Below are 26,020 nucleotides of genomic sequence, written 5' to 3'. Positions count from 1 at the left end.
TCCTCTGCCTCAAAATGAGGCAGAGAGGTTAAACACCCTGGTCAGTCTTCAACCGGAATTCACCCCGTTAGATGGTCAGTTTTCGGCCGGCGCCAACAGGCTGGTGACACGGCTGCTTGATCTACCCCTACGAAGCGTCTCCTGCTCCGTGCAAGATCTGACAGTTCACGGTCAATGAAGTTGACCGAGCCTACATGTCTTGCAATCGGGTGAAACTTTCGAAAAAACGCCGACCGCTGCAAGGCGGTCGGCAAAAATCCTAATCAAATGGCCTGAAGCTCACTTCTAATCGGACGCTCCTGCACCACCGGGAACCCTGACATACCGATTAACGGGTCTATGCCGGCGACAAGACGCAAACGCCCTCTTCGTAATGATTGCCTCTCCGATCGAGTCAGGACGGGTAATTCACGGCCGCCGTCAAAAAACTCCGTCCAGGCCTTCTTTACAGCCGCGATTTCATCGATGAGCCAGGGCGCGAGGTCACAGAGCACTCCGCTTACGTCACACATCGCCGGCCAATCATCCTGCAGGGCATCATCAGCAATGGATGCACACACGAAAACGAAGCTGCGCGTCGGCTCATCAAATCGAAAGACGTCACGCCCAGCAGAATGCTCAACGACGACGCAAGCAAAAGTCGCATCAACGCTTACACGTAACGAGTCGCACTGGAAAACATCGCTCGCAACAGTCGGAAAAGTGAGAGTGTCGTACATATATTTGTCCTATTCGAAATACCCCAATCGGGTACATCTCGTATAGCAACCACCTCACGTTTACTGCGTTCCATTACCCACATTTTTGCTGGAAGCGCATGCCCTGCACGCAGGCCGCCACGCGCTGAAGCCTTATCCACAGTGACTTCACCTCAGGTTCGCCATCGCCCTTTCGCCCTATGAAGCCGCCAAGCCTGGCAATCAAGTGCAGCGCCTGGCGCAGCGGCGGCGTCTTGTCCGGCATCTTCTGGCGCGCCACATCCACGCTGCCTGCCATTCCTCGCGCATGAGCAAGCTCTCGGCACAATCTGCCAACCTCTTTGCTCTCCTTCCGGACATCCTCCCCTGCTCTCTCCAAGCGAAATTTCAGGGCTCCCCGCCCTGAAAAGGGGTTTCGCGGTTTCGCGGTTTCGTGCGCACGCAAGGCCTCAGGTTCGAAAATATTTTTTGTTAGTGCTCAAACGGTGCCTATACAGAGCCTCATCACCTATGGAGCACTACCATGCAACACCCTCTTGTTGAAGCCTCAACCGATCAACCTATCCACTTGGCCAGGGCATCCCAGACGCTGGACCCGGACGACACCAACGTGCTGGACATTCTCCATGACCATTTGAAGGGATACTGTGCCGACGTCTCGGAGCGCTTGTCCGCACCGCCTGAATTTCTCATCGCTAGCACCCTCTGCGTAGTCGGCGCTGCGATCTGCAGCCGATGTGGCATTCGTCCGAAACTATTCGACTCGTGGCTAGTGACGCCGAACCTCTGGGCGCTGCTCGTCGGCGAGCCGAGCAGCATGAAATCGCCGGCGATGTCGCAGCCACTGAATTTGTTGCGACGAGTCGAGGCCCGAATTCAGAAAGCCTCGTCGGTCACGCCTCCTCCTCGTCTGATAGCTAATGACGCGACCGCCGAGAAACTGGGCGAGATCTTGCGTGACAATCCGGGCGGTCTTCTCTATGTGAGAGACGAGCTCGCTGCAGTTTTTGAGACCTGGCAGAACCCCAGCCGCAGGTCGGAACGTCAATTTTTCCTGGAAGCGTGGAACGGGACTTCGCCTTATACGTCCGACCGTATCATGCGAGGTACTACCGCGATCCAAAACCTTAGCCTCGCTGTGATGGGCACCATTCAGCCCGCCCAACTCGCCAGACAGCTGGGCATGACGGCTCTTGAGGACGGACTGGCACAGCGTTTCCAGCTGCTCGTTTTTCCCTTGCCAAGGAAGCGGGAGTTTTCCGATAAGCGGGAAGATACGGATGCAAAGGCATTCGTCGAAGGCCTGCTTTACCGACTCGCAACAGCTGACTACCGCCAGTTATGCAAAAGTGATGGCACCGCTATCCCGTCAATTACGTTCGCAGACGATGCATACCAGCTCTACAAAACATGGTGGATCGAAAACGCCGAATCAGCGGCTACTGATCAGGTGCTGGCGTCTTTCCTAACCAAATACGAGCGCCTAGTCCCAGCGCTTGCTCTGGTTGACCACCTCATCTCGGTGTTCTCCCCAGGAGTCCCGACCGTACTCTCCCCCGTAAGCCACCAATCATTAGCTCGCGCCATCCGACAGGCTGCGTTCTTCAAGCGACAGGTGACACGGTCAATGACTTATCTTGGCGACTCCCGCATCGAAGAAGCGGGATTAGCACTCATCCAGCGACTCTCATCAGGGCAGTTGCAAGGCACGTTCAGCGTACGTGACATCCTGCGCGCCAGCTGGTCTCGACTGACTGATCGGCAAACGGTCGAGCACGTCCTCGATCGGTTTGTTCAAAACGGAACACTTAAACGGGAGAACTCACATTCAGGCCCTGCAGGTGGTCGCCCGACGATTTACTACAGCCTTGCACACTGAACCGCGAAACCGCGAAACCGCACCCTGGCCAGGATTCGTCTTGGCTGCCGCGCCAGGGTCACCTCCACGCGCGCCATCGCCGCCAGGGTGCGAGACCACGCCTCGATGAACACCTCACACTGGCCGGGCTCAGCGGCCTGTCCGGCACAGCGCAGAGAAACCTTCGATCGACCTCTAGAACGCAGGCTCCTCAGCGGCCGCACAGGCGACTCCATGTCGCCTACACCGCCTGTCAATTAAGCGCGCTCAGGCTCGACCGACGTAACCACCGTGCGGACGAAAGTATCTTCACTGCGCGCATAGTCCCACTGCTCGATAAGGCAGTCCTTACCCTGATCGAAGCTGCGCATTGCCCGCTCACCACGCGTACAGGACGACTCTCCCCAGCGCAAGATGTTGACCGAATTGGGCACGTTGAGGCGTAGACGTGATGAGACCGCGGTTCCCGCCTGCACCACCCAGAGTCGCCGCGCCAAACCGTGCTGTGCCAAGGTGTAGGGCAGATGAATGTGCCCACCGAGTACCAGATCTGCCCCGGCAGCCGACCACGTCTGCAAGGCCGCATGGTGGCCACGGAACAGGTCGGCGCGGTCCTCGGCCTTGATGACGGCCGCAGGCTGGTGGACCACCACCACGCGCAACTGCTGCGCGCGGGCGCCAGCCAGCCAGGTTGCCACCCGATCGATCTGCTCCGCGGACACTTCGCCGTTCTTGAACCTCAATGCACGCGTCGTGTTGACACCAATGACGAGGAAATCATGCGAAGCGTACACGGGCTCGAGGTCAGGTCCGAGCACCTTGACGTAGCGCGCGTAGGGGCGAGTGAAGCGAGCCCATAGGTCGAACAGTGCAATATCGTGGTTGCCCGGTACGGCCAGAACCACGCCCCCCAGCCGATCGACGAAGGCCTTCGCCGCGCGAAACTGGACGGGCTGCGCACGCTGCGTGATGTCACCCGACAGCACAACCACATCCGGTCGCTGCTGGGCGGCCAATGCGACCAAGGCCTCGACCACCCGCGGCTCCTCGGTACCGAAATGGGTGTCGGAAATGTGTAGCAGGACACTCATTCCGCAGCCTCGGGCAGACGTGTTTTGCCCTCTGTACCAAGCGCCTGGAGCAGGTACAAGGGTTTGTCCAGCACACGAATATCGATCGGCGCCCGCATGCGTGTCACTTCACCGTCAAACGCGACGACGAACTTCTTGCGCCTTGGCGCCAACCTGGGCTTCACGACCATATGCCTGAACTCGAAAGTTTCCACGCCAGCGGCCTCACCCAGCCTGCCCATTGCGCCGTGCAACATCAGTCCAAGCATCGACAGCGTGCCGATGGGCCGCAGCATCAACGCGGCCATACTGCCGTCGCCGGGCGTGCCGTCCAGGGTGTCTTCGGGATCCACTCCGACCTGCTGCAACTGCAGCCGGTTGTTGCCGACGAAGAGCGTCAGAGTCTGAACATCACGAACCGAGGTCGCCGTTTCGATGTGCAGTCGCAATCGGCGTTGCGCACGCAGCAAGGTCGCACAAGCCGCCACGAACGCCACCCAGCGGCTGCGGCCAAACCGCGCTTTCCAGGCCTCGCGGTCCTGCAGCAGTTCGGGGTAAACGCCCAGGCTGGCGTTGACCAGGAACACCCGGCCGTTGATAGCCCCCACCTGAACCGGCATCGGGCTCGCCGCCATCAACTGGCGTGCCGCAGTGTCGGGCTCGGTGGCGATCCCATGCGTCCTGGCAAAGTAGTTGAAGGTGCCGTAGGGGATGACGCCCATTGGGCAACCGGCTGCGTGCGCAGCCTGCGCCACCGTGCTGAGGCTTCCATCGCCACCGACGGCCACTACAGCCGTACCGCACGCCGCCGCCTCGGCGGTGGCCTCGGTGGCTACCCGTGCCAGATCAGCAGGGGCGCACGTCAGCAATTCACCCTTTCGCCCATGCTCGGCGAGCGTCCTCCGGATCACGGCACGCTTGGCCTCAAGGTCGAGCGCGCCCGCTCCGGCATTGATCACGAACAACAGGGGCGCCGCAGGGTCGAGCCGCGGAGCCGACATCTCAGCGCGGTGCGCACTGTCGGCCCCGATCGACTGGGGCTGGACATTCTCATCCATGCCAAAGCCGAACGGCGGTGATATTTCGGGTCTCGGGCATGGGACATGTTCTCCGGAAGATACTGCGGTGGGAATGCGGAGCGCCGCGGTGCGCAGCGAGTCCGAAACCTCGCGGGAACCGTCGAAGCCGATCAACAGTCTGAATGAACAACTCATTCAAGCAGGGTCTATCGGTCATGAAGGACAAGCGACGGGCCACCGTGGAACGGATTGCCGAGGCGCGACTGGCCTCGATGAACGGTACGATGGCCGACGCCGTGGGTCAAAGCAACCGGCAACGCATGGTCTGGTTGAGTCTGCTGGCCATGCCACTTCTCATTCCGGTCGCGCTACCGGGGATGGCTTCGGTAGTGGGGGCTTTCTGCATTCTGATCGCATTCGGACTGTTTAGCGGTAGGCCGGTGCCCTTACCCGACTGGCTTGCCCGACGAGAGATGAACGATCGTGCCAGGATGCTGCTTGAGCGCGTGATCAGCAGAGTCATCCACGTCATCGCACGGTGGGGACGACCGCGTATGCTGCTCCTGACCGACAAGCCGGCGCGCATTGTGAATGGCTTGATGCTCTGTGCCGCGGGGTTGTCGATGATGGTTCCCGTCCCCATCATCAGCTTTGACAACGTGCTGCCTGCACTCGCCATCATCCTGATGTCCTGGGGGCTACGTCTGCGTGACGGCCTGATGCTGCTGGGCGGTTACCTTGTGACACTGGCCGCGGTCGCATCGGTCGTGCTGCTGTGGTGGGGAGGCACCGTCGCCGCCACCGAATTGCTGTCGCTGACGGGCCTGAGTTTTGGTCAGTAAGCTCCATTGGGTCAGCTACGGTTGAACAACGCGCTTCGAATACTCACCGACCTACGTCAATTGGATGAATTGAGCCAACATGAGAACGATCGTCTGGGGCCTATTTTTCTTAACCCTTGCCGCGTGGACGGGGATCACGGCACTCTCTGTCCATATCGTCGACTGGGTTGTGCAAAACGCGGGCAACGCGTTTCAGAATGATCCCGTGGCAGCTCTCAATGCAACAGCGTTACCGTCCTGGTTAGCGTTGTGGGTTGACCCAGCCTGGCTCGAATCGATCCAAGGTGGCCTTGTCGCTACCATCGAAGGGGCCCATCAGATCATGCCTTGGGTTGCTTCAGCCATGGACTGGCTCAGCCCTCTACTCTGGACTCTCTGGGCTTTAGGCGCGCTGATCTTGCTGATTATTACGGTTGTCGGACACCGGCTACTTGGTTCGTTTGCCACGGCAAATCGCACTTAGCAGATATCACTTCGCGCAGCGCGTCTCGCCGGATGAGCCGACCTATGCGAGCCTTCACCACAGTTCTCGATGAAGTGGTTGCCGCCCCCGAGCGTGCCCATCTGGTTCGCCCATTTTGAGAACTTGCCGAAGGCCTTGAGCAGTTGCGGGTGGCGCTCGGTCAGGGCCTTGAGGCCGGACTCGAACGGACGTACCGCTGCAGCCAAGACGCGATCGTCCGCATGCTGGTCGCGGCCGACCGGCACGTCGCGGCTGATCTGATCGAAGACCTTCTTCAGCCGCTTCTCGTCGATGTCGTTCGCGGTGAGCGACAGCCGCGCGGCGACCATGCCGCAGCCGATGTCGACACCCAACGCCGCCGGCTTGTCGGCTGCGGCCCGCGCCTCGACGAGCAGGAAATGCGTCAGCGGACTGATCAGCTGATAGGCAACCGCTAGTTCGAGCGCCTGAGGCGAGTACGGCCCCTACCGCTTGAGGAGGTCTTCGATCTGCGCCGCCACCGCCATCCGGGGGAGCGTGGCGTCATGCCGGGTCAGCTTCAGATCGGCTTTGCCGAGAAGCTCGAGCGTCCGGGCCTGCGCCGTGCTACCGAACAGACCGACCACACCGTCTCGCATCTGCGCGAAGCGCGCCCACACCGTCACTGCATCCCCGTCGAACACCGAACCTGGGAGCGCGCTCATCCACAAAAGCGTTGCGCCTACTGGCCACGCCAGCGCCAGGGACGCCATGCGCTGCGAGCGCAGGCGTGCAAACATGCGCAGGACGGCCGGTTCCACGGCCTCCCCGGTGCGGCGAAATCACACGCACCGCACGTTTCGTCGGCCAAGTGTTTCGTCGGCCAAGCGGCGCAGCACGCTAGTAAGGGATATCATCGTCGAACATAACTGTCGGCACCACAACCCCACGCGGATGCCACTCACCCTCCGACAGGTTGAAGACAAGATCGTGCTTTGTAGCCAGCAGCCAGATGATGAGCTGAGGTGACAGCCTGTCATGATTCCGGAGTGCCTCGTCCAGCCAGGGCACGCGCTGACCCTCACCAGACATCGCCTCAAACTTTTCAATCAGCACGCGGTTAAATGCCTGGCGCAGCTTAAGCGCGATCGACGCTTGCGCGTACCCGCGCATCAAATTGCAGAATGCCAAAGCGCGCACCTTCTCGTCGTCCCCTTGCCGCACCGACTCCCCAAGCGCCGCGTACGCCTTCTGCGCCCTGCTCAAAGCTATCTGTTCTTGCTCGTATTCTTGATCGAGCGACTCTGCCCTGCTGCGCATCTCGCGGGTAATCCAAGGCATCGGTTTCACATCTTGCATGTCTTGCTCTCCGTAGTGTAGTGAAATAGAGCCCCTCGAGCCGCGCTCCTTGGCGCTTCCAAGCGTGCGTTCGAGGTCACTCATACACTCGTATAGCCACCGCCTCGCGATTTCCTGCCGACCGTAGAAAAAAATCCTGACACCGAGACGTCGGGCTCACCACAGGCCGAGACGTAAGCACCCGGCGAACCCACCTTGAATCGCCCCGGGTTTCCTAGACACCCTTTTGCCTCACAATGAGGCGTTACGGAGGTGTCGATGGAAACGAAGAAGGCGCAGCAGCGCTTCACCGAAGAGTTCAAGATCGAAGCGGTCAAGCAGGTGACCGACCGGGGACATCCGGTCGCTGAGGTGGCCGTGCGGCTTGGCGTCAGCGCCCACAGTCTCTACACCTGGATCAAGCGTTACGGCGTTCCGGCGGAGCAGCGTGCCGAGCGCGACAGCCAGGCGGACGAGATTCGGCGCCTGAAGGCGGAGTTGCGGCGCGTGACCGAGGAGCGCGACATCCTAAAAAAGGCCGCCGCGTACTTTGCCAAGCAGTCCGGGTGAGGTACGCCTTCATCGACGCCCACGTGGTGCAGTATCCGGTGCGTCGCCTGTGTTCGACGCTGGCGGTCCATCCGAGCGGTTATTACGCGTGGAAGCAGCAACCCGTTTCCGAGCGCTCGGCTAATGACCAGCGCATCGGAGCGCTGATTACGCAATGCTGGGAGGCCAGCGGGCGTATCTATGGCTATCGCAAGATCCGTAACGATCTGCACGACATGGGCGAAGCGTGTGGCAAGCATCGCGTGGCGCGGCTGATGCGCTTGGCGGGCCTGCGCTCGCACACCGGCTATGGACGCCGCCCCGGTCGCTACGGTGGGCGGCCGGCGGTGGTTGCGCCGAATCTGCTCGAGCGCCAGTTTGCCCCGACAGCGCCGAACAAGAGCTGGGTGACCGATATCACTTACATCCGAACCCACGAGGGGTGGCTGTACCTGTGCGCGGTGCTCGATCTGTTCTCCCGTCAGGTCGTCGGTTGGTCGATGGGCGAACGGATGACCAAGGAACTGGCGTTGAACGCCTTGCTGATGGCGGTGTGGCGGCGCAAACCGACTGAGCAGGTGCTGGTGCATTCAGATCAGGGTAGCCAGTTCAGCAGCCACGACTGGCAAGACTTCCTGAAGTCGCACCGACTGGTGCCGAGCATGAGCCGGCGTGGCAACTGCCACGATAACGCGGTAGCGGAAAGCTTCTTCCAGCTGCTCAAGCGCGAGCGGATCAAGCGAAAGATCTACACGGATCGGGCGCAGGCTCGCTCCGATGTTTTCGATTACATCGAGCTCTTCTACAACCCACGGCGACGCCACGGTTTCACCAACCAGCTCTCGCCGGTAGAGTTCGAGCGGCAGTATTTTTTGAAGAACGGGACCGTCTAGGAAACCCGGGGCGATTCACTCTACCAGCTGCTGACTCGCCTCGATGCCGCCATCGCCCGTGCATGGGATGAGGGCGAGTTCACCGATGAGATCAACCCAAACCGCTGAATCACTTGCAAGACGTCGATCGTCGGACGCTTACGGACGACGTGCTCGCGCACATGAGCTTCCCGAAGGAACACAGCACCAAGATCCACAGCACCAACCCGCTCGAGCGACCCAACGGGGAGATCAAGCGCCGCACCGACGTCGTAGGAATCTTTCCGAACGAGTCCTCGATCTACCGTCTAGTAGGGGCCTTGCTGCTCCAGCAGAACGACGAATGGACACTTCAGCGCCGTTACATGACGCTGGAAACGCTCGCCGAAGTTGGTGACAACTCCAGCTTCAGCCTGCCTGCGGTCGAAGCCTGACACGTGCTCCTGCCCAACCGGAGACGATGACCCGCCGACCGCTTCTGCTGACGCTTCTTACACCCCCCGGGACTCGATCCTTGGCGGGAGTGCAGTCGTTACCGAAATTTTGTCGCAATCGACAATTTGGCCATAGCTCAGTCGCTATACGTAATGCAATGAGCACGCGGCGTAACGACAACCAAGTCCTCACTCTTTCACCGTGAGGATTTGAAAATGCAAGGACAATCACTATATATCAATGAGTTACAAAACCCTCGTTATTCGATAACGACCTTGTGTAACGACGTCATTTTTCAGGTCACCACTTCTTACGTAGTCGCGGGCTCCAACCTGGAGACCACTGAAGTGAACTTGACTTATGACGATTTGAATCAACTTCTACAAACCCATCTCGGACTTGCGGGAGACAATGCAGAGCCCGCTCCGAGCGCAACTCAACAGTTGCGTAATCACAAGTCGGCGCTCACCGGCTTCCTGGCTTCCGTGGGCAAAACGACTGACGCCCGCGTCGGCATCGAGATGACGACGCGCTTCGACGAGTCGCTACAAACCTATCTTGACTTGCTCGACGTCGCTGATTGTACGAAACGGGACCGGCGATCGTACCTACATCGGTACCGTGACCTCTTCGCCGCGCATCGCAACGAGGCGCTGAAGCCCCGGCGAAAAACCACGACCTTGAGCGAAGCGCTCAGAGAAGCGATTGCCAAAAAGGGCGTGGCACCCAAAACCCTCGCCAAGGCCGTCGGTGTAAGCACCTCGGCAATACAGCGCTATCTGGCCGGCGCAGTGCCCAACCGACGCGGCATCCCTGGCCTGCATCGCCTTGAAAACGCCCTGGGACTCGACCGCGATAGCCTCACTTCGCTCGTGAAAGACTCGGATGAGCCTGCGATTGCAGACGCGCCTGAGAACCAGGCGTTTCGGTCTCAGCAAGCGCTCCGGAGCGCAGATCCGTACTTTCTGCCAGTAGCTGCGATAAGCGAGATTTTCGAGCGCGAGTGGCGCCAGTTTCTGACGTACAAGACCACAGTCACTCCCGGCTTGGAGCGCACCGCGAAGGGCGTGTGGCGGTGCATCCCCGCGAATACGACGCCGATCGACTCTCCACTCGCGAAGGTCGGAAACACCGTCTGCCCTTCCGCAGCACTCGCACTCGAGCGGATTCGAGGATTGCTCGGCTACCTGGCACGGCCGCTCGAAATGGGTGGGCAGGGCATTCCCCTTGAGTCCGCTCAGACGCTCGCATGGCTCGCGGTGCCCTGGGCGACAAACGGGTACATGGATTTTTTGACGCAGCGCTCAGATGGACTGGTTCACGGCGGGCAGCAGTATTTTGCGGGCTTTGTCTCGTCTCTTGTGCGCCCGAAAACGGGCTACTTGAGGCAGCGGCCAGAGATGCGATACCGCCTTCCGGAAAATGTCCGACCAGAGACTCCGGAGGGCTGGGAGCGCTTGTGCGATGATGCCTATAAAGCGGCGCGGCTATGGATCCAGCATGCGAAGGACCTGAGTCGCCGTCCGGACGCGCCCATCGCATCACTGCTCGCACAAGAAAGCCCATTGCAGCCGGTCATGGCTGCCGTCGGGAGCATCGAGCAACTCGCCGCACATGCCCGCCCCGGCAGCCTTTCTCAGGCGAGGCACAAGCGCGATGCGCTGCTGCTTGCTTTTGTCATCTCCAATCCCTTGCGCCTGCGGACACTTCAGTCTCTGACATGGTCAGCGGACAACAGCGGCTCGGTCTATCGCACGCCCGGGGGCTGGAGAGTACGGCTGAGCAGATCGATGCTGAAAAATGGCGCGAGCAAGGCAGGCACACGATACGACGTCGCGATCGCGGCATGGGTCGGCGACATGATCGACGAATACGTAGAAGAGCATCGGGGAACCCTGCTTGGTGACTCCGAGAGCACGTATTTCTTCGTGAACAACCGGGAAGGAAAACCCTGGGCGCAAATGAGCGTTCATGCTCACGGCCTGACCCGACGCCACGTGCGCGGGACGCATGGTTTCAGCTTGCATGCATTCCGGCACCTCGTCGCGACCGATCTTCTCAAGCGCAATCCGAACGCAGTCATCACGGCGGCGACGCTGCTCAACGACAGCCTCGAAACAGTGATGCGTAGCTATGCACATTTGCAACGCGACGATTCATTTGTCGCGCATCACCAGCATCTCGAGACACTGCGGAACAAGGGTACGGCGAAGTAAAGGTCGCAACGTGCCACGGAAAGTGGTGCGTGGCGACCCAACAACGGGACACACGACAGGGAGGCGACTATGGGTAAGAGACTACAGATGAGCGACTATCAGCGAATTGCCGAAGAGCGGCATGGTCAGTGCATCCACCCCGCATTGCCAAAACGCCAGGAAAAAGTGTGCTGGCGATGCGCCAGGGGACACGATTTTTCGATGCGCGTCGATAACGTACAAGCCGGCGGATGGTGCCCTGTATGCTCACGCCGCCGGCCATGGACCATCGAGCTCCTGCGCGACGCATTGGTCGGTACGGGGATTCGGTGCCTGTCGCAGGAGACCGAGCTGCGAAATAATAAAGTGCCACTGCTGTGGCAGTGCGATTACGGCCACACCTGGACGACCGCGCTTGTCAATGTCATCTACCGTGAAAGCGGCTGCCCATACTGCTTGAACAAAGCCGAAGCGTGGACCCGCGAAGTTTTCGAGGACTTTTTCGACGCGCCATTTCCCAAATGCCGCCCCAAATGGCTCCATGGACTCGAGCTAGATGGCTACTCTGCAGCGTGTGGCCGCGCTTTTGAGTATCAAGGGCGACAGCACTACCAACCGATGCCGCACATGCGCGTCGATGAGCAGCGGCTGGCGGAAATGCAGGCGCGTGATGCGCGAAAAGCGACCCTGTGCCAGGAGAACTTTGTTTTCCTCCACCCCATTCGCTTTCACCCCAGCGATTGTTATCGCAAAGACACGCTGCAAGGTTATGTCGAAAGTGAGCTTGTCGCGCAGCTGCTGATTGAGCAGAAGCAACTCGCTGACGAAAGTCACTGGCTACATGATTACTGGGCGGCGCTCGTGACCCGACCCAAAGACCACACTTTGAAGTCGGCGACAGGCCACAACTTCTTATAGCCTCGCTCCGAGGTTTCGTTACAGCCCTGGGTGGTTGTCGCGAACAGAGCGTTGCCTCCTCGGTCCGACCTTGCCGCTCGAAGCCGATGAATCGATGACGCATGAGCGCCAGAGCGCCTTGGCGCGTCAATTTTTCGAGAATCTGCTGGTGGATCCGCATAGCTCCGCTCCACCATTTTCTAGGCCGCAGCCCGTCTGGCCTTGACGAGTTCCTCATCAGTCGGGTTGTAGTAGCGCATGGCCATCTGAACGGTTTTCCAGCCCATGATCTTCGCCAGAGTCACCATGGGCATATGGGGGGCAAGTCGGCTCGCCGCTTCATGTCTCAAATCGTGAAATCGCAGATCTTCGATCTTGGCTCGCTTGCAGGCACGCTCAAAGGCCTTGCCAAGAACGTTGCCGGTCGGGAAGGCGCAGCCGAACACTTTGCCCGAAATATCCCTCGGCAACGACTCCAGAATCTGCAGCGCGCGCATCGAGAGCGGAACAGAGACCAACTCCTGCTCATGCAGTTCTTCTTTCGTCATGACCTTGACGACGCCTTTTTGCAAGTTGACCTGATTCCACCGCATGGTTGCCAGGCGGTCTTCGCGAATACCGGTCTCAACGGCCAACTCGATGGCGGCGACCAGCATGTGCGGATAGGCGCGCGCTTCCCCGGCTGCAGCCAGGAGACGATCTTCCTCGTCACCCATCAAGCGGCGGTCACGACCGGAAGGCGTTTTGGGAGGGCGAATACCCTTGATCAGGTTGGGCAGCGGCATCGACCAGTCTTTGGAGGCGTGATTGAAGACTGCACTGATCAAGGCGAGTTCGAGCCGAACTGTGTGCGCACTGACCACTTTCAGACGCGCGTTGCGGTAGTCGGCAAAATCCTTCGACCGCAGACTGGCCAGGCTCCTCTTGGCCAGCGGGTGGGACATCCAGTGACGAATACGCCCCTTCTCTTGTCTTGCCCCGAGCTTTTCTACGGTAACTTCCTCTCCGTAGCGCTCGAGCAACTCGGCGAGCGTCGTTCGCTCAAGCTCGCTTCGATCGGTGAACACGCCGCGAATCATCTCGGATTCAACGACCTTCGCCCAGTCTTTCGCTTCGCGCTCGGACTCGAAGGTTTTGCACTGTTTTGGGAAACCTTTGCGGCGGATAGTGACCTGGTACTGATAGTCACCGCGCTTCACGATACTGGCCATAAACCTTGCTCCATCAGAATGAATGAGGCGAGGTATAGGCATCACATCGGCAATTACTGCGCGAGTGCTGCAAAAGTGCTGCAAAAACCCTAGAATGCGCGCTCCCAGCAAGGGGGGCAACTTTCTAAGCTTTTGATTTTATTGATGGTGCCGGGAGGGGGACTCGAACCCCCACACCTTGCGGCGGCGGATTTTGAATCCGCTGCGTCTACCGATTCCGCCATCCCGGCACGGGTCGCGCATTATCTCCGAACAATCCTCGGCGCGGCAAGCAGGCCGTACGCCAACCAGACGCCAGACCTCCCACATCATGCCCCTGACGCTCAACGATTTCGACTATGCGCTGCCGACCGAACTGATCGCGCAGGAACCGCTGCCCGAGCGCAGCGCGAGCCGGCTGCTGGTGGTGAACCCCCACACCGGCGCTGCACCCGCGCTCTCCGACGCAAACTTCGGCGAACTGGCCGACCTGATCCATCCCGGCGACCTGCTGGTCTTCAACGACACCCGCGTGATCCATGCCCGTCTGCACGGCGTCAAGGACAGCGGCGGCCAGATAGAGGTGCTGATCGAGCGCGCGATCGGCCCGCACGAGGCGCTCGCCCAGGTGCGCGCGAGCAAGTCACCCAAGACTGGCAGCCGACTGCGTCTGGCAGACGCCTTCGAGGTCGAGGTGCTGGGCCGTGTGGGCGAGTTCTTCCACCTGAGTTTCCCGCGCGGGGAAAACCTCTTCGACCTGCTCGAGCGCCACGGCAAGCTCCCGCTGCCGCCGTACATCCAGCGCGCCGCCGGTGAAGCCGACGAGAACCGCTATCAGACCGTGTATGCACGCGAACCGGGTTCGGTCGCCGCGCCCACCGCCGGCCTGCATTTCGACGAGGCATTGCTCGAACGTATCGCCGCACGTGGTGCAAAGTGCGCCTGGCTCACCCTGCACGTGGGCGCCGGCACCTTCCAGCCGGTGCGCGTGGACGACCTCGGCGAGCACCGCATGCACCGCGAGCGCTACGTGATTCCGCAGGAAACCGTTGACGCTATCACCACCACCCGTGCAGCGGGCGGACGTGTGATCGCAGTCGGCACCACCAGCATGCGCGCGCTCGAAGCCGCGGCGCAGGACGGCCCGATCGAAGCCGGCAGCGGGGAGACGGAGATCTTCATCCTCCCCGGGTTCCGCTTCCAGGTGGTCGATGCGCTCGTGACCAATTTCCACCTGCCCAAGTCCACGCTGCTGATGCTCGTCGCGGCCTTCGCTGGCCTCGACAGCATGCGCCGCGCCTACGCGCACGCGGTCGAGCAGCGCTACCGCTTCTTCAGCTACGGGGACGCCATGTTCATCACCCGCCGCAACGAATCCGAAAACGATGCAATTTGAACTCCTGACCACCGACGGCGGCGCCCGCCGCGGCCGCCTGACACTTGCCCACGGCCTGGTCGAAACCCCGGTCTTCATGCCGGTCGGCACCTACGGCACGGTCAAGGCGATGACGCCGGCCATGCTCGCCGACATCGGCGCGCAAATCTGCCTGGGCAATACCTTCCACCTGTGGCTGCGCCCGGGGCTGGACATCATCGCTGAGCACCAGGGCCTGCACCGCTTCATGGCCTGGGACAAGCCCATCCTCACCGACTCCGGCGGCTTCCAGGTCTTCAGCCTCGGCGCGCTGCGCAAGATCACCGAAGAAGGCGTGAAGTTCGCCAGCCCGATCGACGGCGCGAAGCTGTTCCTGACGCCCGAGATCTCGATGCAGATCCAGACGGTGCTGAACTCAGACATCGTGATGATCTTCGACGAATGCACGCCCTACCCCGCCACCCGCGACGAGGCCGCCAAGTCTATGCGCCTGTCACAGCGCTGGGCCAAGCGCTCGCGCGACGAGCTCGATCGCCTGGAAAACAGGAACGCGCTGTTCGGCATCGTCCAGGGCGGCATGTACGAGGACCTGCGTGACGAATCGCAGGGCGTGCTCGAGGAGATCGGCTTCCACGGCTTCGCCATCGGCGGCCTGTCGGTGGGCGAACCCAAGGAAGACATGGCGCGCATCCTCGCCCACACCGCGCCGCGCCTGCCGCAAGGCAAGCCGCGCTACCTGATGGGCGTGGGCACGCCCGAGGATATCGTTGACGGCGTCGCCGCCGGCATCGACATGTTCGACTGCGTGATGCCGACCCGCAATGCGCGCAACGGATGGTTGTTCACCCGCTACGGCGACATCAAGATCAAGAACGCGGTGCACAAGGCCGACACGCGGCCGCTGGATCCCTCCTGCGACTGCTATACCTGCCGAAACTTCAGCCGCGCCTACCTGCACCACCTCCACCGCACCGGCGAGATCCTCGGCAGCATGCTCAACACGGTGCACAACCTGCGCTACTACCAGACGCTGACGTCGGAGCTGCGCGAGGCCATCGCCGCCGGCACCTTCGCAGCCTGTGTGCAGCGCTTCCGCAGCGAGCGAGCGACCGGAACCGCCTGAACCCCTGCGCGCCTGCACCGTCTCACCCATTCCGGGCACCGTCCCGGCTACTGCTATACTTCAACGCTTTTCTGCCTAACCGGAGTTTCAACGTGCTGATTTCAAATGCCTACGCCCAAGCCGCTGGCGCTGCCGACCCTACGGGTGGCCTGATGGGCCTGCTGCCCCTGATCCTGATGTTCGTGGTGCTGTGGTTCCTGATGATCCGCCCGCAGATGAAGCGCGCAAAAGAGCACAAGGCCATGGTCGAGGCGCTCTCCAAGGGTGATGAGGTCGTGACCGGCGGCGGTATCGCTGGCCGTATCGTCGAGGTAGGCGACAGTTTCGTGCAGGTCGAAGTCGCCCCCAACACCGTGGTGGCCGTGCAGAAACAGGCCGTCGCCACCGTGCTGCCCAAAGGCTCGCTGAAGGCGCTGTAATCTCCGCGGCGACAGCCGACGGTCCCGCCGTCGGCACGTCGCCAGTCCGCCGCAGCTGCCCGCCGCCTTCACCGCCTGCACACAGCAGGCCAGACAGGCCGCAGCAGCGCCCCGGGCCTCGCTCCACCCACTCTCCCGCCGACGATGAATCGCTACCCTCTCTGGAAGAACATCCTGATCGGCCTCGTGCTGATCTGGGGCCTGCTCTATACCCTGCCCAACTTCTACGGCGAGGTGCCGGCGGTGCAGGTGTCCAGCGCCAAGGCCACACTCAGGCTCGACCCCGCAACCACCACCGACCGTGTCGGCAATGCACTGAAATCAGCGGGCATCGAGCACACCGGCATCTTCTCCGACGCAAATAGCGTGCGTGCCCGCTTCCGCGACACCGAAACGCAGCTCCGCGCAAAGGACGTCATCGAGCAGGCCTTCAACCCCGACCCTGCCGACCCATCCTACGTCGTCGCGCTGAACCTGTTGTCGGCCTCACCGACCTGGCTCACCTCGATCCAGGCCCTGCCGATGTATCTCGGCCTCGATCTGCGCGGCGGGGTGCACTTCCTGCTCGAGGTCGACATGCCCGGCGCGCTTACCAAGCGTCTGGACTCCACCACGGGCGACCTGCGCACCTTGATGCGCGACAAGAGCGTGCGCCACGCGGGCATCACCCGCGAGGGCAACACGGTCGTGATCCGTTTCCGCGATGTTGCGCAGCGCGAAGCTGGCCGGCGCGCCATCCTGGACTCGACCAACGACCTGCAGCTCGCCGACCGCGACGACGCCGCAGACGACTTCAAGCTCGTCGCAACGCTCACCGCACAGGCGCAGCAGACCATGCGCGAGTTCGCGATCAAGCAGAACATCACCACCCTGCACAACCGCATCAACGAACTCGGCGTCGCCGAGCCGGTGATTCAGCAGCAGGGGGCCGAGCGCATCGTGGTGCAGCTCCCCGGGGTGCAGGACGTCGCCAAGGCCAAGGACATCCTGGGCCGCACCGCAACCCTGGAAGTGCGCATGGTGGATGACACCCCCGGCGCGATCGAGCAGGCGCTCGCTGGCAGCGTGCCCTTCGGCACCGAGCTCTACAACGAGCGCGGCGGTTCGCCACTGCTGGTGCAGAAGCAGGTCGTGCTCACTGGTGACCGTCTTACCGATGCGCAACCCGGTTTTGACGGCCAGACGAACGAACCCGCGGTGCACCTCACCCTCGACGCCGCCGGCGCGCGCATCTTCCGCGACGTCACGCGCGAGAGCGTCGGCAAGCGCATGGCCATCCTGCTGTTCGAGAAGGGCAAGGGCGAGGTCGTAACCGCACCGGTGATCCGCAGCGAAATCGGCGGCGGCCGCGTGCAGATCTCCGGCCGCATGACCACCGTGGAGGCCAACGACGTCGCCCTGCTGCTGCGCGCCGGTTCGCTGGCCGCACCGATGGAGATCATCGAGGAACGCACCGTCGGTCCCAGCCTGGGCGCCGAGAACATCACCAAGGGCGCCAACTCGGTGATCTGGGGCTTCCTCGCAATCGCGGTGTTCATGATCGTGTACTACACCCTGTTCGGTTTGGTTTCGGTGGTTGCGCTCACCTTCAACCTGGTGCTGCTGGTGGCGCTGCTGTCGCTGCTGCAGGCCACGCTGACGCTGCCGGGCATCGCGGCCATGGCGCTCACGCTCGGCATGGCGATCGACGCCAACGTGCTGATCAACGAGCGTATCCGAGAGGAGCTTCGCAACGGCGCCAGCCCGCAGGCGGCCATCGCAGCGGGCTACGACCGCGCCTTCGACACCATTCTCGATGCCAACATCACCACCCTGATCGCAGGCGTGGCACTGCTGGTGTTCGGCTCGGGCCCGGTGCGCGGCTTCGCCGTGGTGCACTGCCTCGGCATCCTGACCTCGATGTTCAGCGCCATCATGGTGTCGCGCATGGCGATCAACTTCATCTACGGCCGCCAGCGCAAGGTAACCAAGCTGCACCTGGGCCAGTCGGCCAACTAAGGGGCAAGGAAGAAAAGATCATGGAATTTTTCCGTCAGCGATCCGACATCCCCTTCATGCGCCATGCGCTGAAGTTCAACATCGTCTCCACCCTCGCCTTCGTGCTCGCGGTGTTCTTCATCGTGCTGCGCGGCCTCAACCTCTCGGTCGAGTTCACCGGCGGCACGCTGATCGAGATCGGCTACGCCGAACCGCCGCGCATCGAGGACATCCGCCAGGCGCTCGCGCGCGACGGCTACCCCGACGCGCAAGTGCAGAACTTCGGCAGTGCGCGCGAGATCCTGATCCGCATGCCCAACCGCGAGGACCTGGACACCAGCCGCATCTCCGAGCGCGTGATGGCCACCCTGCAGTCCGTCGACGGCCCCGAAGCGCAGCTGCGCCGCGTGGAGTTCGTGGGCCCGCAGGTGGGCAAGGAACTCGCAACCGACGGCGCAATGGCGCTGTTGCTGGTGATCATCGGCATCATGGTCTATCTTGCCGCACGCTTCGAGTGGCGCTTCGCTGCGTCGGCGATCATCGCCAACCTGCACGACGTGATCATCATCATCGGCTTCTTCGCCGCATTCCAGTGGGAGTTCTCGCTGCCAGTGCTGGCGGCGGTGCTGGCGGTGCTGGGCTATTCGGTGAACGAGTCGGTGGTGGTGTTCGACCGCGTACGCGAAACCTTCAAGAAGAAGCGCAACATGGACACGCCGGCCGTGCTCGACCACGCGATCACGGCAATGATCTCGCGCACCGTGATCACCCACGGCAGCACCCTGATGATGGTGGTTTCGATGCTGATCTTCGGTGGTGAAACGCTGTATTACTTCGCGCTCGCCCTGACCATCGGCATCTGCTTCGGCATCTACTCTTCGATCTTCGTCGCCAGCCCGCTGGTGATGTGGCTGGGCGTTTCGCGCGAACAGTTCATCAAGCCGAAGAAGGAGAAGGAAGAGGCGGTGGTCTGAGGCCGCCCTCTTCGGAAAGACAAAGGCGCCCTGCGGGCGCCTTTGTCTTTCCGGGCGGAGCGATCCACGCTGAAATCTTGAGCACTCATGCGCCGCGCAAGATCTCACATCGCAAAAACCTGCTTCACCCTGAGCGTCTCTCCTCGCTCAATCAGGCCGATCAAACGGTCGATGTTGGGATGCTTTCCGGGGTTGCTGCGAGCGTCCTCGCTGTGCTCGGCGTAGAGCTCCAGGCCCTTCCTGGCCGCTTCCGGACTGATGGCACCGTAGAGCTGGGCAAGGTGATTGTAGACCGCCAGCGAACCGGCCTGGCCGGGCTTGTTTTCGATGGTGGCGACTACCGCGTCGGCGGCATCGATCAGGTTCAGTGCAGCGAGGTGGGAGATGCCGGGCAGGGTCTTGAGGTTGTCGGCGAAGGCCATTGCGGGCTCCTTGTCGTGACGGCGCCACCTCGAGGGTGGCGCCGGGATGGTTTGTAACGCGGATTGCACAGCAAGGGCCGGTTTGAAGGGTCGGCCCGGTCAAACAGGGATCAGATGCGCCGCGCCAACTCGGCCGCCTTGCCGACATAGCTCGCCGGCGTCATCGCCAGCAAGTGGTCACGGGCCTCGGCGGGGATGGCGAGCGTGCGGATGAAGTCGTGCAGTGCCTCGCGCGTGATGCCCTTGCCGCGCGTCATGGCCTTCAGCTGCTCGTAGGGATTCTCGATGCCGTAGCGGCGCATCACGGTCTGCACCGGTTCGGCGAGCACCTCCCAGCACTCGTCCAGGTCGGCCGCCAGGCGAGCGGGCTCGGCCTCGAGCTTGCCCAGGCCGCGCAGGCAGCTGTCGAGCGCGAGCACGGTGTGGCCGAAGCCCACGCCCATGTTGCGCAGCACGGTCGAGTCGGTGAGGTCACGCTGCATGCGCGAGATCGGCAGCTTCTCGGAGAAGTGCTTGAGCACTGCGTTGGCGAGGCCGAAATTGCCCTCGGCGTTCTCGAAATCGATCGGGTTGACCTTGTGTGGCATGGTCGAGGAGCCGACCTCGCCTTCCTTGAGCTTCTGCTTGAAGTAGCCGAGCGAGATGTACATCCAGATGTCGCGGCAGGCGTCGATCAGCATGGTGTTGCCGCGCGCGACCGCGTCGAACAACTCGGCCATGGCATCGTGCGGCTCGATCTGGATGGTGTACTCGTTGAAGGTGAGCCCGAGCGACTCGATGAAGCGACGGTTGAAGCCCTCCCAGTCGAATTCCGGCCAGGCCGACAGGTGGGCGTTGTAGTTGCCCACCGCGCCGTTGAACTTGGCGCACATCGCGACGCCAGCAATGGCGGCGCGGGCGCGCATCAGGCGCGCGGCGATGTTGGCCATCTCCTTGCCGAGCGTGGTCGGGCTGGCGGGCTGGCCGTGGGTGCGCGACAGCATCGGCAGGTCGGCGAGCGCGTGCGCCAGTTCGCGGAAGCGCGCAATCACCGCATCGAGGGCCGGCAGCAGCACGCGGTCGCGGCCTTCGGCCAGCATCAGCGCGTGCGACGTGTTGTTGATGTCCTCCGAGGTGCAAGCGAAGTGGATGAACTCGGACACCTTCATCACCTCGGCGTTGTGGCCGAGGCGCTTCTTGAGCCAGTATTCCATGGCCTTGACGTCGTGGTTGGTGGTGGCCTCGATGGCCTTCACCGCCTCGCCGTCTTCGGTCGAGAAGCTCGCCACCACAGCGTCGAGCTCGGCCACCGTTGCCGCCGAAAAGGGCGCAATCTCCGCCAGCGCGGGCTCGGCCGCGAGCGCCTTCAGCCATTCGACCTCGACCTTGACGCGATTGCGGATCAGGCCATGCTCGGAAAAATGGTCGCGCAGGCCGGCGACCTTGCCGTGGTAGCGGCCATCGAGCGGGGACAGGGCGGTCAGCGGGGACGGAACGGCATTGGACATGGCGTGGGCTTCCGGGAAAAAGCTGATATTTTAACGCCTCCCCTCCCCGCACCAGAGAACAAAAAACCATGAGTACCCAGGAGCACTACCGGATCGAAGTCACTGCCGTCGCGGAATACGTCACCGAACAGTCCCGCCCGGAGGACAACCATTACGTGTTCGCCTATCACGTGACGATCCGCAACACCGGCACGGCCCCAGCCCAATTGATCGCCCGTCACTGGGTGATCACCGACGGCAATGGCAAGGTCCAGGAAGTACACGGCCAAGGGGTGATCGGTGAGCAACCCACGCTCGCGCCAGGGCAGAGCTTCCGCTACACGAGCGGTTGCGTGCTCGAAACCCCGGTCGGCACCATGCAGGGGCGCTACCACATGCTCGGGGACGGCACCGACCGTTTCGAAGCGGAAATTCCCCCTTTCACACTGGCGATGCCCCGCGCCCTGCACTGAGCGCGCCGGGAGATGTGCGTCAGAAATCCAGCCGCAGGGACAACCAGTGCTGGCGACCGACGATGCGCTCCATGCGCTCTTCGGCGTGTGCGCCGTTGAGCGACTGCACCGTGTAGGCGATCTCGCCGCCGCTGGCAATTCCTTTGATCGGATAGGCGAGGCGCAGGTCGGTGCGGTTGTAGCTGTCGGTTTCGGTGTTACGGGTCCATTTGATGTCGTGCACCCAGTACCGCGCCACCGAAAGGTCCAGCCCCAGCGGCAGACGCTGCATCCAGAGTAGCGAAGTGGCCCGCCGCGGCGCAGACTGTTCGGACAAGGCGAAATAGAGGGCGGCCCGCGCCGGACCGGCGAAGTTGCTTCCGGTCGTGGCGTTGAGCGCACGCCCGACCGCGCTGAACCCGGCGTCGATGTCGACATGGGCATGCCCGACCACGATCCGTGTGGCGTCGACCGGCTGCCATTTCCATTGCAGTTCCTGGCCACGAATTTCCAGATCATGAACAGCCTGCACCGTATCCGGGCCGGTCGCAGTCGTCCTGATGCGGTGGATCTGGCGGTCGCTCAAGCGCTCCCGGAAGACACGCACGTCCAGGCTCATGCGCGCCGCGGACCAGTCTCCGAGGTAGCCGAGCTCCCAGCTGTCGAGCCCTTCGGCCGGTAGCGCTGGGTTGCCCGCCCACTCGATCTGCCCGCGTCGGTCGATCTGGTTGGCCGTGTAATCGAGCGTGCCCGGCGTGCGCCAGGCTCGCACGTAGCCCAGACGGACCGTGTTCTGCCCGTCGAAGTGGAAGCTCGCGCTGGCCCGCCGCGCGAGGTGTTCGCCCGCGAGCGAATCGTACTCATGGGACAGGCCGACGTTGCCGGTGAGCCAGTCGCGCGGCTTCCACTCCATGTTGGCGAACAGACGGCCGACATCACGGCTGACACGGCCGATGCCATGGAGCATGGTCGACGACTCGAGCGCATCATGCCGCCAGCCCCCGCCCCATACCATGCGCAGCGAGTCGGCGGGCAGAAAGGTATGGAGCGCCTCCAGTTCATGGCGTACGCCACGCCCCCCGCTCGGGTTTAGACGCCCCAGCTCCGGCCGACCCTCGACCGCGAAACCCGCATCGAGGCGATCCACGTGATGGGTGTAGCGCAGCGAAAGGTCTGCAGTCTCGGACAAGGTTTGCAACCAGCGTGCCTGCACCCAGGTCGATGCCTGATCCGAGGGCCGCAGCGGGTCGGACGCACGGGGCCCGATGGCGGTGCCGTCGTCGTTGATCGCGAGCCGCCCAACAAGGTGGCGTGCTTCGACACGGCCGAACTGCAGCTCCAGCAAGCTGCGCGCAGCAAGCTGGAACTCAGCCCTGAAATCGAACAAGCGGGAGCGGTTCTGATCACGCCAGTCGCGATCGGCCGGCGCAACGGCCCGGTAGTCCAGGCCGTCGTCCGCGCGCTCCTCGACGCTCAACCGGAAAAGACCGCTTTCTCCAAGGGCACCGCCACCGCGCACACTGTAATCGCGCACACCACCACTCCCCTGGCGGGTGGCCACCGACCAGCCCTGCACAAAGGCGGGCGCCACGGTGACGATATTGATCACGCCGAGGAAGGCATTGGTGCCGTACGAGGTGGTGTTCGAGCCCCGTACCACCTCGATGCGCTCGATGTCATCGAGCGCAACCGGCACCAGCTCCCAGTTCATGCCGCCGCGAAAGAGCGGCGAGCTCCCGCCGGCACCCCGATGGTTCAGACCCGATGCTGTCCATACTCGACGACTCGCCCACGACCGGCGTGTTTCGCGGCATAACAAGCGTGGTCGGCCGCCTGCATCAGCATCGATGCGTCATCCAGCCCCTCCTCCATGCGTGCAAGCCCCACGCTCGCTCCAACCATGAAGTGTTGGTCATCGCACACGAAGTCATGCCCACCCACGGTCTCGCACAGTGAAGTGGCGATCACGAGGGCATCGTCCCGCGCACAGCCACGCAGGATCACCGCAAACTCGTCGCCGCCGATACGGAAGACCTGGTCGCCGACCCGCAGGCGCATGCGCAGCAGTCCTGCCAGCTCACACAGCAGCCGGTCGCCCGCGGCGTGACCGCAGGTGTCGTTCACCGGCTTGAAGTGATCCAGGTCGATGTACAGCAAGGTCACCTGATCACCCGCGCGGCGGTGCGTGGTCACCGCCTGCTCGATCGACTCCTCGAACGCGCGCCGGTTGGGCAAGCCAGTCAAGGGGTCGTGGCGGGCCTGATGCGCCAGCAGTGCGGTCGCCTCATCGATACGCGCCTGCAGTGTGCGCTGGCTCTCGGCGATCGACTCCGCCATCGCGTTGAACCCGGACTCGAGCGCACGCAATTCTCCACTCCCCGACTGTGCTGGAACGCGCGTTTTCAGATCGCCCGCGGCCATGCGGCGGACCGCGCGCACCAAGGCTTCCACCGGGTTGGCGACCGAGCGCGCCAGGCGCAGCGCCATGAACATCGCACTGAGCAGCGCCAGCGCAGCCACCGCGCCCACGACCAGGAACAGCCGCCGCTTGGCGGCGTCACGGACACTGGTATCCAGATCCACCTGCACCCAGCCGAGACGCTCCGCGGGCGCGGCTCCGCCAGGCGCAGGGTAATCCTCGACCTCCGGTGCAAGGCTCAGCACTGCGGCGGCAAAGCTCAGATGCCCCTTGTTCACCTCGACCACGACCTCGTCGCCGTTCGCCGCGCGAGCTGCTTCAGGCAATGTTGCCAGCCCGCGACCGGCAACGCCGAGCAAGGCCCCCTCGGCGTCATAGAACGCGACAGCCGACACATCGGGCTGTTCCAGCGCCCGCGCCATCAAGCCCTCCAGCACCATCGGATTGCCCGAGACCAGCACATACTCCGCCGCAGGACCAAGGAAGCTGACGATCGCGCGCCCACGTGCCAGGGTCGCCTCATCAAGATCGCGGCTGCTCTGGTGGAGGAACAAGCCACCCAGCACGAGCGCGAACAGCACGCTGGGCATGAGCAGCACCAGAATCATCCTGCGTCCGAGTGAAAAGCTGCGCAGCCAGTTCATCGCGTGCCCTCCCCGCCCGCCACGCGTTCACGCAGCACGTCCTCTTCCGGAACGACGATCCCGAGCGCACGCGCTACGGTACGATTCACGGCCACGTCGAAGCGCTCGGGAAAGCGCAGCACGGACAACAGGGGCGCGACATCCCCCGCCCGCACCGACTCGGACCCAAGCAGATCCGCGATGTCGCTCGCGATGTGCTCAGCAGAACTGAACACCGCAGCCAGGGCGCCTGCGCTCACATAGGCGGACGAAAAGGCAAAGATCGGCCGCCGATAGCGGTAGCTAGTCAGCAGGATCGTACGGGCCGCGCCCGGACTCGACACCAGCCCGTCCGGGAGTGGCAGCAGGGCCCCAGCCTTATCGAGCACCGCCTGCAGCGCCCCCACCAGTTCCTTCGGATCCGCAACATCGGCCAACTCGACCACGAAGCCCGTATCCTCGGCCGCACGCAGGATCTCCTGCTCCTGAAAACGGCTCTCGGGCCCCATCAGCACACCGATTCTTGCCTCCTCGGGCAGGATCGCGCGGATCAAGCGCATATGGCGTTCGGGCGGTTGGTCCAGCACGACCGCACCCACGCTGCGCGCGGGGTAGGCGGCCTGTAGCCGCTGCACCTCGCGGATGCCCACCAGCACCATCAGCACCGGTCGATCGGTATCCCGCAGCGCAATCTCCGCCGCAAGCGCCCCGGTGGTCAGCACCAGACCGGCCGACGAGAGCGCATCCACCTTCATCCCCTCGCGCACTGCGCCCGCATGAACGACACGATGGGCGCCCGGCTTCAAGGCTGCACGAAAGGCATCGGCGAACTGCTGCTCGGGCCCACTGTTCTCGGACAGCAGCAGCGCAACCTCCACCGCCCGCGCCACAGGGGCTGCGAGCACGAGCACGACCAGCGCAGCGACGAAGGCCATCGGGCGCAGCGCCCGGGCCCAGCATCGCATGCCACCGGTCATTCCGTGCATGGACATCACCATCCGATCTGCAGGGAGGCGAACAGCCGGGGCTGGTGGCGGTACTTCCCGCCATGGAAGTCCGGATACGAGCCCTTCACGCTGAGCGCGGTGATCGAGAACTCGTTTTCGCTGCCCGGCGGACCGAAACGCTTGGCGAGCTTTAGATCGAAGCGGTCTGTGCGCGGAATGTAGTCGCCACCGTTCATCCAGTAATACTCACCGTTGTGGTAATAGCCGGCGCTGGCCCGCCAGCGGTCGGGCAACTCCTTGATCAGCAGCAGCGATGTGGTCGCATGCGGTGCGCTGTTCGCCGGGGTTCGACACTTAACCCCGATTTTCGCCCCTTTTCGGAAAGTGCCTTCAGCACCGGCGCGGGTTTGAAGGCCATGATCGCAAAAGTGCTGTGGTG

General features: G+C 62.7%; 25 protein-coding genes, 1 tRNA gene and 2 pseudogenes. 13 read left to right on the top strand and 15 right to left on the bottom strand.

Going from position 1 to position 26,020, the window contains the following annotated elements; genetic code table 11:
* Positions 1-263: 263 nt before the first annotated feature.
* Both ACPT9U_RS15415 and ACPT9U_RS15410 read right to left on the bottom strand, forming a co-directional pair.
* Positions 264-719 (bottom strand): hypothetical protein, encoded by a 456-nt coding sequence (locus ACPT9U_RS15415; protein ID WP_435751549.1) that lies wholly within the window; start codon positions 717-719, stop codon positions 264-266.
* Between the two features lie 73 nt (positions 720-792).
* Entirely contained in the window at positions 793-996 is a 204-nt protein-coding gene (locus tag ACPT9U_RS15410; RefSeq protein ID WP_002931410.1) for an IS4 family transposase, read from the bottom strand.
* 225 nt (positions 997-1,221) lie between these two features.
* Between ACPT9U_RS15410 and ACPT9U_RS15405 the strand changes: the two genes are divergently transcribed.
* Complete coding sequence (locus ACPT9U_RS15405) at positions 1,222-2,577, top strand: DUF3987 domain-containing protein (protein ID WP_435751548.1); 1,356 nt, start codon at positions 1,222-1,224, stop codon at positions 2,575-2,577.
* A gap of 236 nt (positions 2,578-2,813) precedes the next feature.
* Here ACPT9U_RS15405 and ACPT9U_RS15400 read toward each other — a convergent pair whose 3' ends face one another.
* Both ACPT9U_RS15400 and ACPT9U_RS15395 read right to left on the bottom strand, forming a co-directional pair.
* Positions 2,814-3,647, bottom strand: coding sequence for a metallophosphoesterase family protein (locus ACPT9U_RS15400; RefSeq protein ID WP_435751547.1), 834 nt, complete (start codon positions 3,645-3,647; stop codon positions 2,814-2,816).
* Positions 3,644-4,819, bottom strand: a complete 1,176-nt coding sequence (locus ACPT9U_RS15395) for a diacylglycerol/lipid kinase family protein (RefSeq protein ID WP_435751546.1) — start codon at positions 4,817-4,819, stop codon at positions 3,644-3,646. The genes ACPT9U_RS15400 and ACPT9U_RS15395 overlap by 4 nt, the downstream gene beginning before the upstream one ends.
* An 8-nt stretch (positions 4,820-4,827) precedes the next feature.
* Between ACPT9U_RS15395 and ACPT9U_RS15390 the strand changes: the two genes are divergently transcribed.
* Positions 4,828-5,487: an exopolysaccharide biosynthesis protein gene (locus tag ACPT9U_RS15390; protein ID WP_435751545.1), complete on the top strand. Its 660-nt coding sequence runs from the start codon at positions 4,828-4,830 to the stop codon at positions 5,485-5,487.
* 79 nt (positions 5,488-5,566) lie between these two features.
* Entirely contained in the window at positions 5,567-5,950 is a 384-nt protein-coding gene (locus tag ACPT9U_RS15385; protein ID WP_002931420.1) for a hypothetical protein, read from the top strand.
* Here the strand turns inward: ACPT9U_RS15385 and ACPT9U_RS15380 are convergent.
* The 3 genes from ACPT9U_RS15380 to ACPT9U_RS15370 all read right to left on the bottom strand — a co-directional run bounded on the left by ACPT9U_RS15380 (position 5,947) and on the right by ACPT9U_RS15370 (position 7,351).
* Positions 5,947-6,303, bottom strand: coding sequence for an RtcB family protein (locus tag ACPT9U_RS15380; protein WP_002931421.1), 357 nt, complete (start codon positions 6,301-6,303; stop codon positions 5,947-5,949). The two genes, ACPT9U_RS15385 and ACPT9U_RS15380, sit on opposite strands and share 4 nt — an antisense overlap.
* 111 nt (positions 6,304-6,414) lie before the next feature.
* A complete protein-coding gene (locus ACPT9U_RS15375) occupies positions 6,415-6,729 on the bottom strand; it encodes a hypothetical protein (protein ID WP_002931425.1) in 315 nt (104 codons plus the stop codon).
* A gap of 79 nt (positions 6,730-6,808) precedes the next feature.
* The gene (locus ACPT9U_RS15370) at positions 6,809-7,351 is read right to left on the bottom strand and encodes a hypothetical protein (protein WP_037984865.1); all 543 of its coding nucleotides are present in this window, start codon (positions 7,349-7,351) and stop codon (positions 6,809-6,811) included.
* A gap of 174 nt (positions 7,352-7,525) precedes the next feature.
* On the opposite strand from ACPT9U_RS15370, the gene ACPT9U_RS15365 reads away from it, so the two are divergent.
* From ACPT9U_RS15365 to ACPT9U_RS15350, 4 genes and pseudogenes are all read left to right on the top strand, one after another.
* Positions 7,526-8,688 (top strand): IS3 family transposase gene (locus ACPT9U_RS15365; RefSeq protein WP_341647327.1). Its coding sequence is split into 2 segments (ribosomal slippage): positions 7,526-7,784 and positions 7,784-8,688, totalling 1,164 coding nucleotides; the frame shifts between segments, so codons are not numbered across the junction.
* Between the two features lie 146 nt (positions 8,689-8,834).
* Positions 8,835-9,101: pseudogene (locus ACPT9U_RS15360) on the top strand (transposase); the annotation flags it as partial.
* Between the two features lie 216 nt (positions 9,102-9,317).
* A complete protein-coding gene (locus tag ACPT9U_RS15355) occupies positions 9,318-11,318 on the top strand; it encodes a hypothetical protein (RefSeq protein WP_002931454.1) in 2,001 nt (666 codons plus the stop codon).
* A gap of 87 nt (positions 11,319-11,405) precedes the next feature.
* The gene (locus ACPT9U_RS15350; RefSeq protein ID WP_435751543.1) at positions 11,406-12,215 is read left to right on the top strand and encodes a zinc-ribbon domain-containing protein; all 810 of its coding nucleotides are present in this window, start codon (positions 11,406-11,408) and stop codon (positions 12,213-12,215) included.
* A 179-nt stretch (positions 12,216-12,394) separates the two neighbouring features.
* Here ACPT9U_RS15350 and ACPT9U_RS15345 read toward each other — a convergent pair whose 3' ends face one another.
* Together ACPT9U_RS15345 and ACPT9U_RS15340 are read right to left on the bottom strand one after the other, a co-directional pair.
* A complete protein-coding gene (locus tag ACPT9U_RS15345; RefSeq protein WP_002931456.1) occupies positions 12,395-13,405 on the bottom strand; it encodes a tyrosine-type recombinase/integrase in 1,011 nt (336 codons plus the stop codon).
* 145 nt (positions 13,406-13,550) lie between these two features.
* Positions 13,551-13,635 (bottom strand) — tRNA-Leu (locus ACPT9U_RS15340).
* Between the two features lie 80 nt (positions 13,636-13,715).
* On the opposite strand from ACPT9U_RS15340, the gene queA reads away from it, so the two are divergent.
* The 5 genes from queA (at position 13,716) to secF (ending at position 19,252) form a co-directional block, all read left to right on the top strand.
* A complete protein-coding gene (gene queA, locus ACPT9U_RS15335; protein WP_435751542.1) occupies positions 13,716-14,780 on the top strand; it encodes a tRNA preQ1(34) S-adenosylmethionine ribosyltransferase-isomerase QueA in 1,065 nt (354 codons plus the stop codon).
* Complete coding sequence (tgt, locus tag ACPT9U_RS15330; protein WP_435751541.1) at positions 14,770-15,882, top strand: tRNA guanosine(34) transglycosylase Tgt; 1,113 nt, start codon at positions 14,770-14,772, stop codon at positions 15,880-15,882. Before queA ends, tgt begins: the two co-directional genes overlap by 11 nt.
* 92 nt (positions 15,883-15,974) lie before the next feature.
* Positions 15,975-16,301 carry a preprotein translocase subunit YajC gene (yajC, locus tag ACPT9U_RS15325; protein ID WP_418364196.1) on the top strand — a complete coding sequence of 109 codons (327 nt, stop codon included), beginning with the start codon at positions 15,975-15,977 and terminating at the stop codon, positions 16,299-16,301.
* 144 nt (positions 16,302-16,445) lie between these two features.
* Positions 16,446-18,299, top strand: coding sequence for a protein translocase subunit SecD (secD, locus tag ACPT9U_RS15320; RefSeq protein WP_418364197.1), 1,854 nt, complete (start codon positions 16,446-16,448; stop codon positions 18,297-18,299).
* A 20-nt stretch (positions 18,300-18,319) separates the two neighbouring features.
* On the top strand, positions 18,320-19,252 hold the full coding sequence (gene secF / locus ACPT9U_RS15315) for a protein translocase subunit SecF (RefSeq protein WP_435751540.1): 933 nt from the start codon (positions 18,320-18,322) through the stop codon (positions 19,250-19,252).
* Between the two features lie 104 nt (positions 19,253-19,356).
* On the opposite strand, the gene ACPT9U_RS15310 is transcribed toward secF, so the two are convergent.
* On the bottom strand, positions 19,357-19,674 hold the full coding sequence (locus tag ACPT9U_RS15310; protein ID WP_418364199.1) for a DUF2322 family protein: 318 nt from the start codon (positions 19,672-19,674) through the stop codon (positions 19,357-19,359).
* Positions 19,675-19,784: 110 nt separating this feature from the next.
* A complete protein-coding gene (gene purB, locus ACPT9U_RS15305) occupies positions 19,785-21,161 on the bottom strand; it encodes an adenylosuccinate lyase (RefSeq protein ID WP_418364200.1) in 1,377 nt (458 codons plus the stop codon).
* Positions 21,162-21,229: 68 nt separating this feature from the next.
* Between purB and apaG the strand changes: the two genes are divergently transcribed.
* On the top strand, positions 21,230-21,613 hold the full coding sequence (apaG, locus tag ACPT9U_RS15300) for a Co2+/Mg2+ efflux protein ApaG (protein ID WP_418364201.1): 384 nt from the start codon (positions 21,230-21,232) through the stop codon (positions 21,611-21,613).
* A 19-nt stretch (positions 21,614-21,632) separates the two neighbouring features.
* Here apaG and ACPT9U_RS15295 read toward each other — a convergent pair whose 3' ends face one another.
* The 4 genes and pseudogenes from ACPT9U_RS15295 to ACPT9U_RS15280 form a co-directional block, all read right to left on the bottom strand.
* Complete coding sequence (locus ACPT9U_RS15295; RefSeq protein ID WP_418364202.1) at positions 21,633-23,303, bottom strand: TonB-dependent receptor plug domain-containing protein; 1,671 nt, start codon at positions 23,301-23,303, stop codon at positions 21,633-21,635.
* Positions 23,304-23,347: 44 nt separating this feature from the next.
* Entirely contained in the window at positions 23,348-24,655 is a 1,308-nt protein-coding gene (locus ACPT9U_RS15290) for a diguanylate cyclase (RefSeq protein ID WP_418364203.1), read from the bottom strand.
* A complete protein-coding gene (locus tag ACPT9U_RS15285) occupies positions 24,652-25,620 on the bottom strand; it encodes an ABC transporter substrate-binding protein (RefSeq protein WP_435751539.1) in 969 nt (322 codons plus the stop codon). The genes ACPT9U_RS15290 and ACPT9U_RS15285 overlap by 4 nt, the downstream gene beginning before the upstream one ends.
* Before the next feature lie 5 nt (positions 25,621-25,625).
* Positions 25,626-26,020: pseudogene (locus ACPT9U_RS15280) on the bottom strand (hypothetical protein); the annotation flags it as partial.

Origin of the sequence: Thauera sp. AutoDN2 (assembly GCF_051280715.1) — a bacterium.
Taxonomy (GTDB): domain Bacteria; phylum Pseudomonadota; class Gammaproteobacteria; order Burkholderiales; family Rhodocyclaceae; genus Thauera.
Note: the sequence above shows the minus strand (reverse complement) of the source record. Positions and strands in the feature narration are given on the sequence as shown.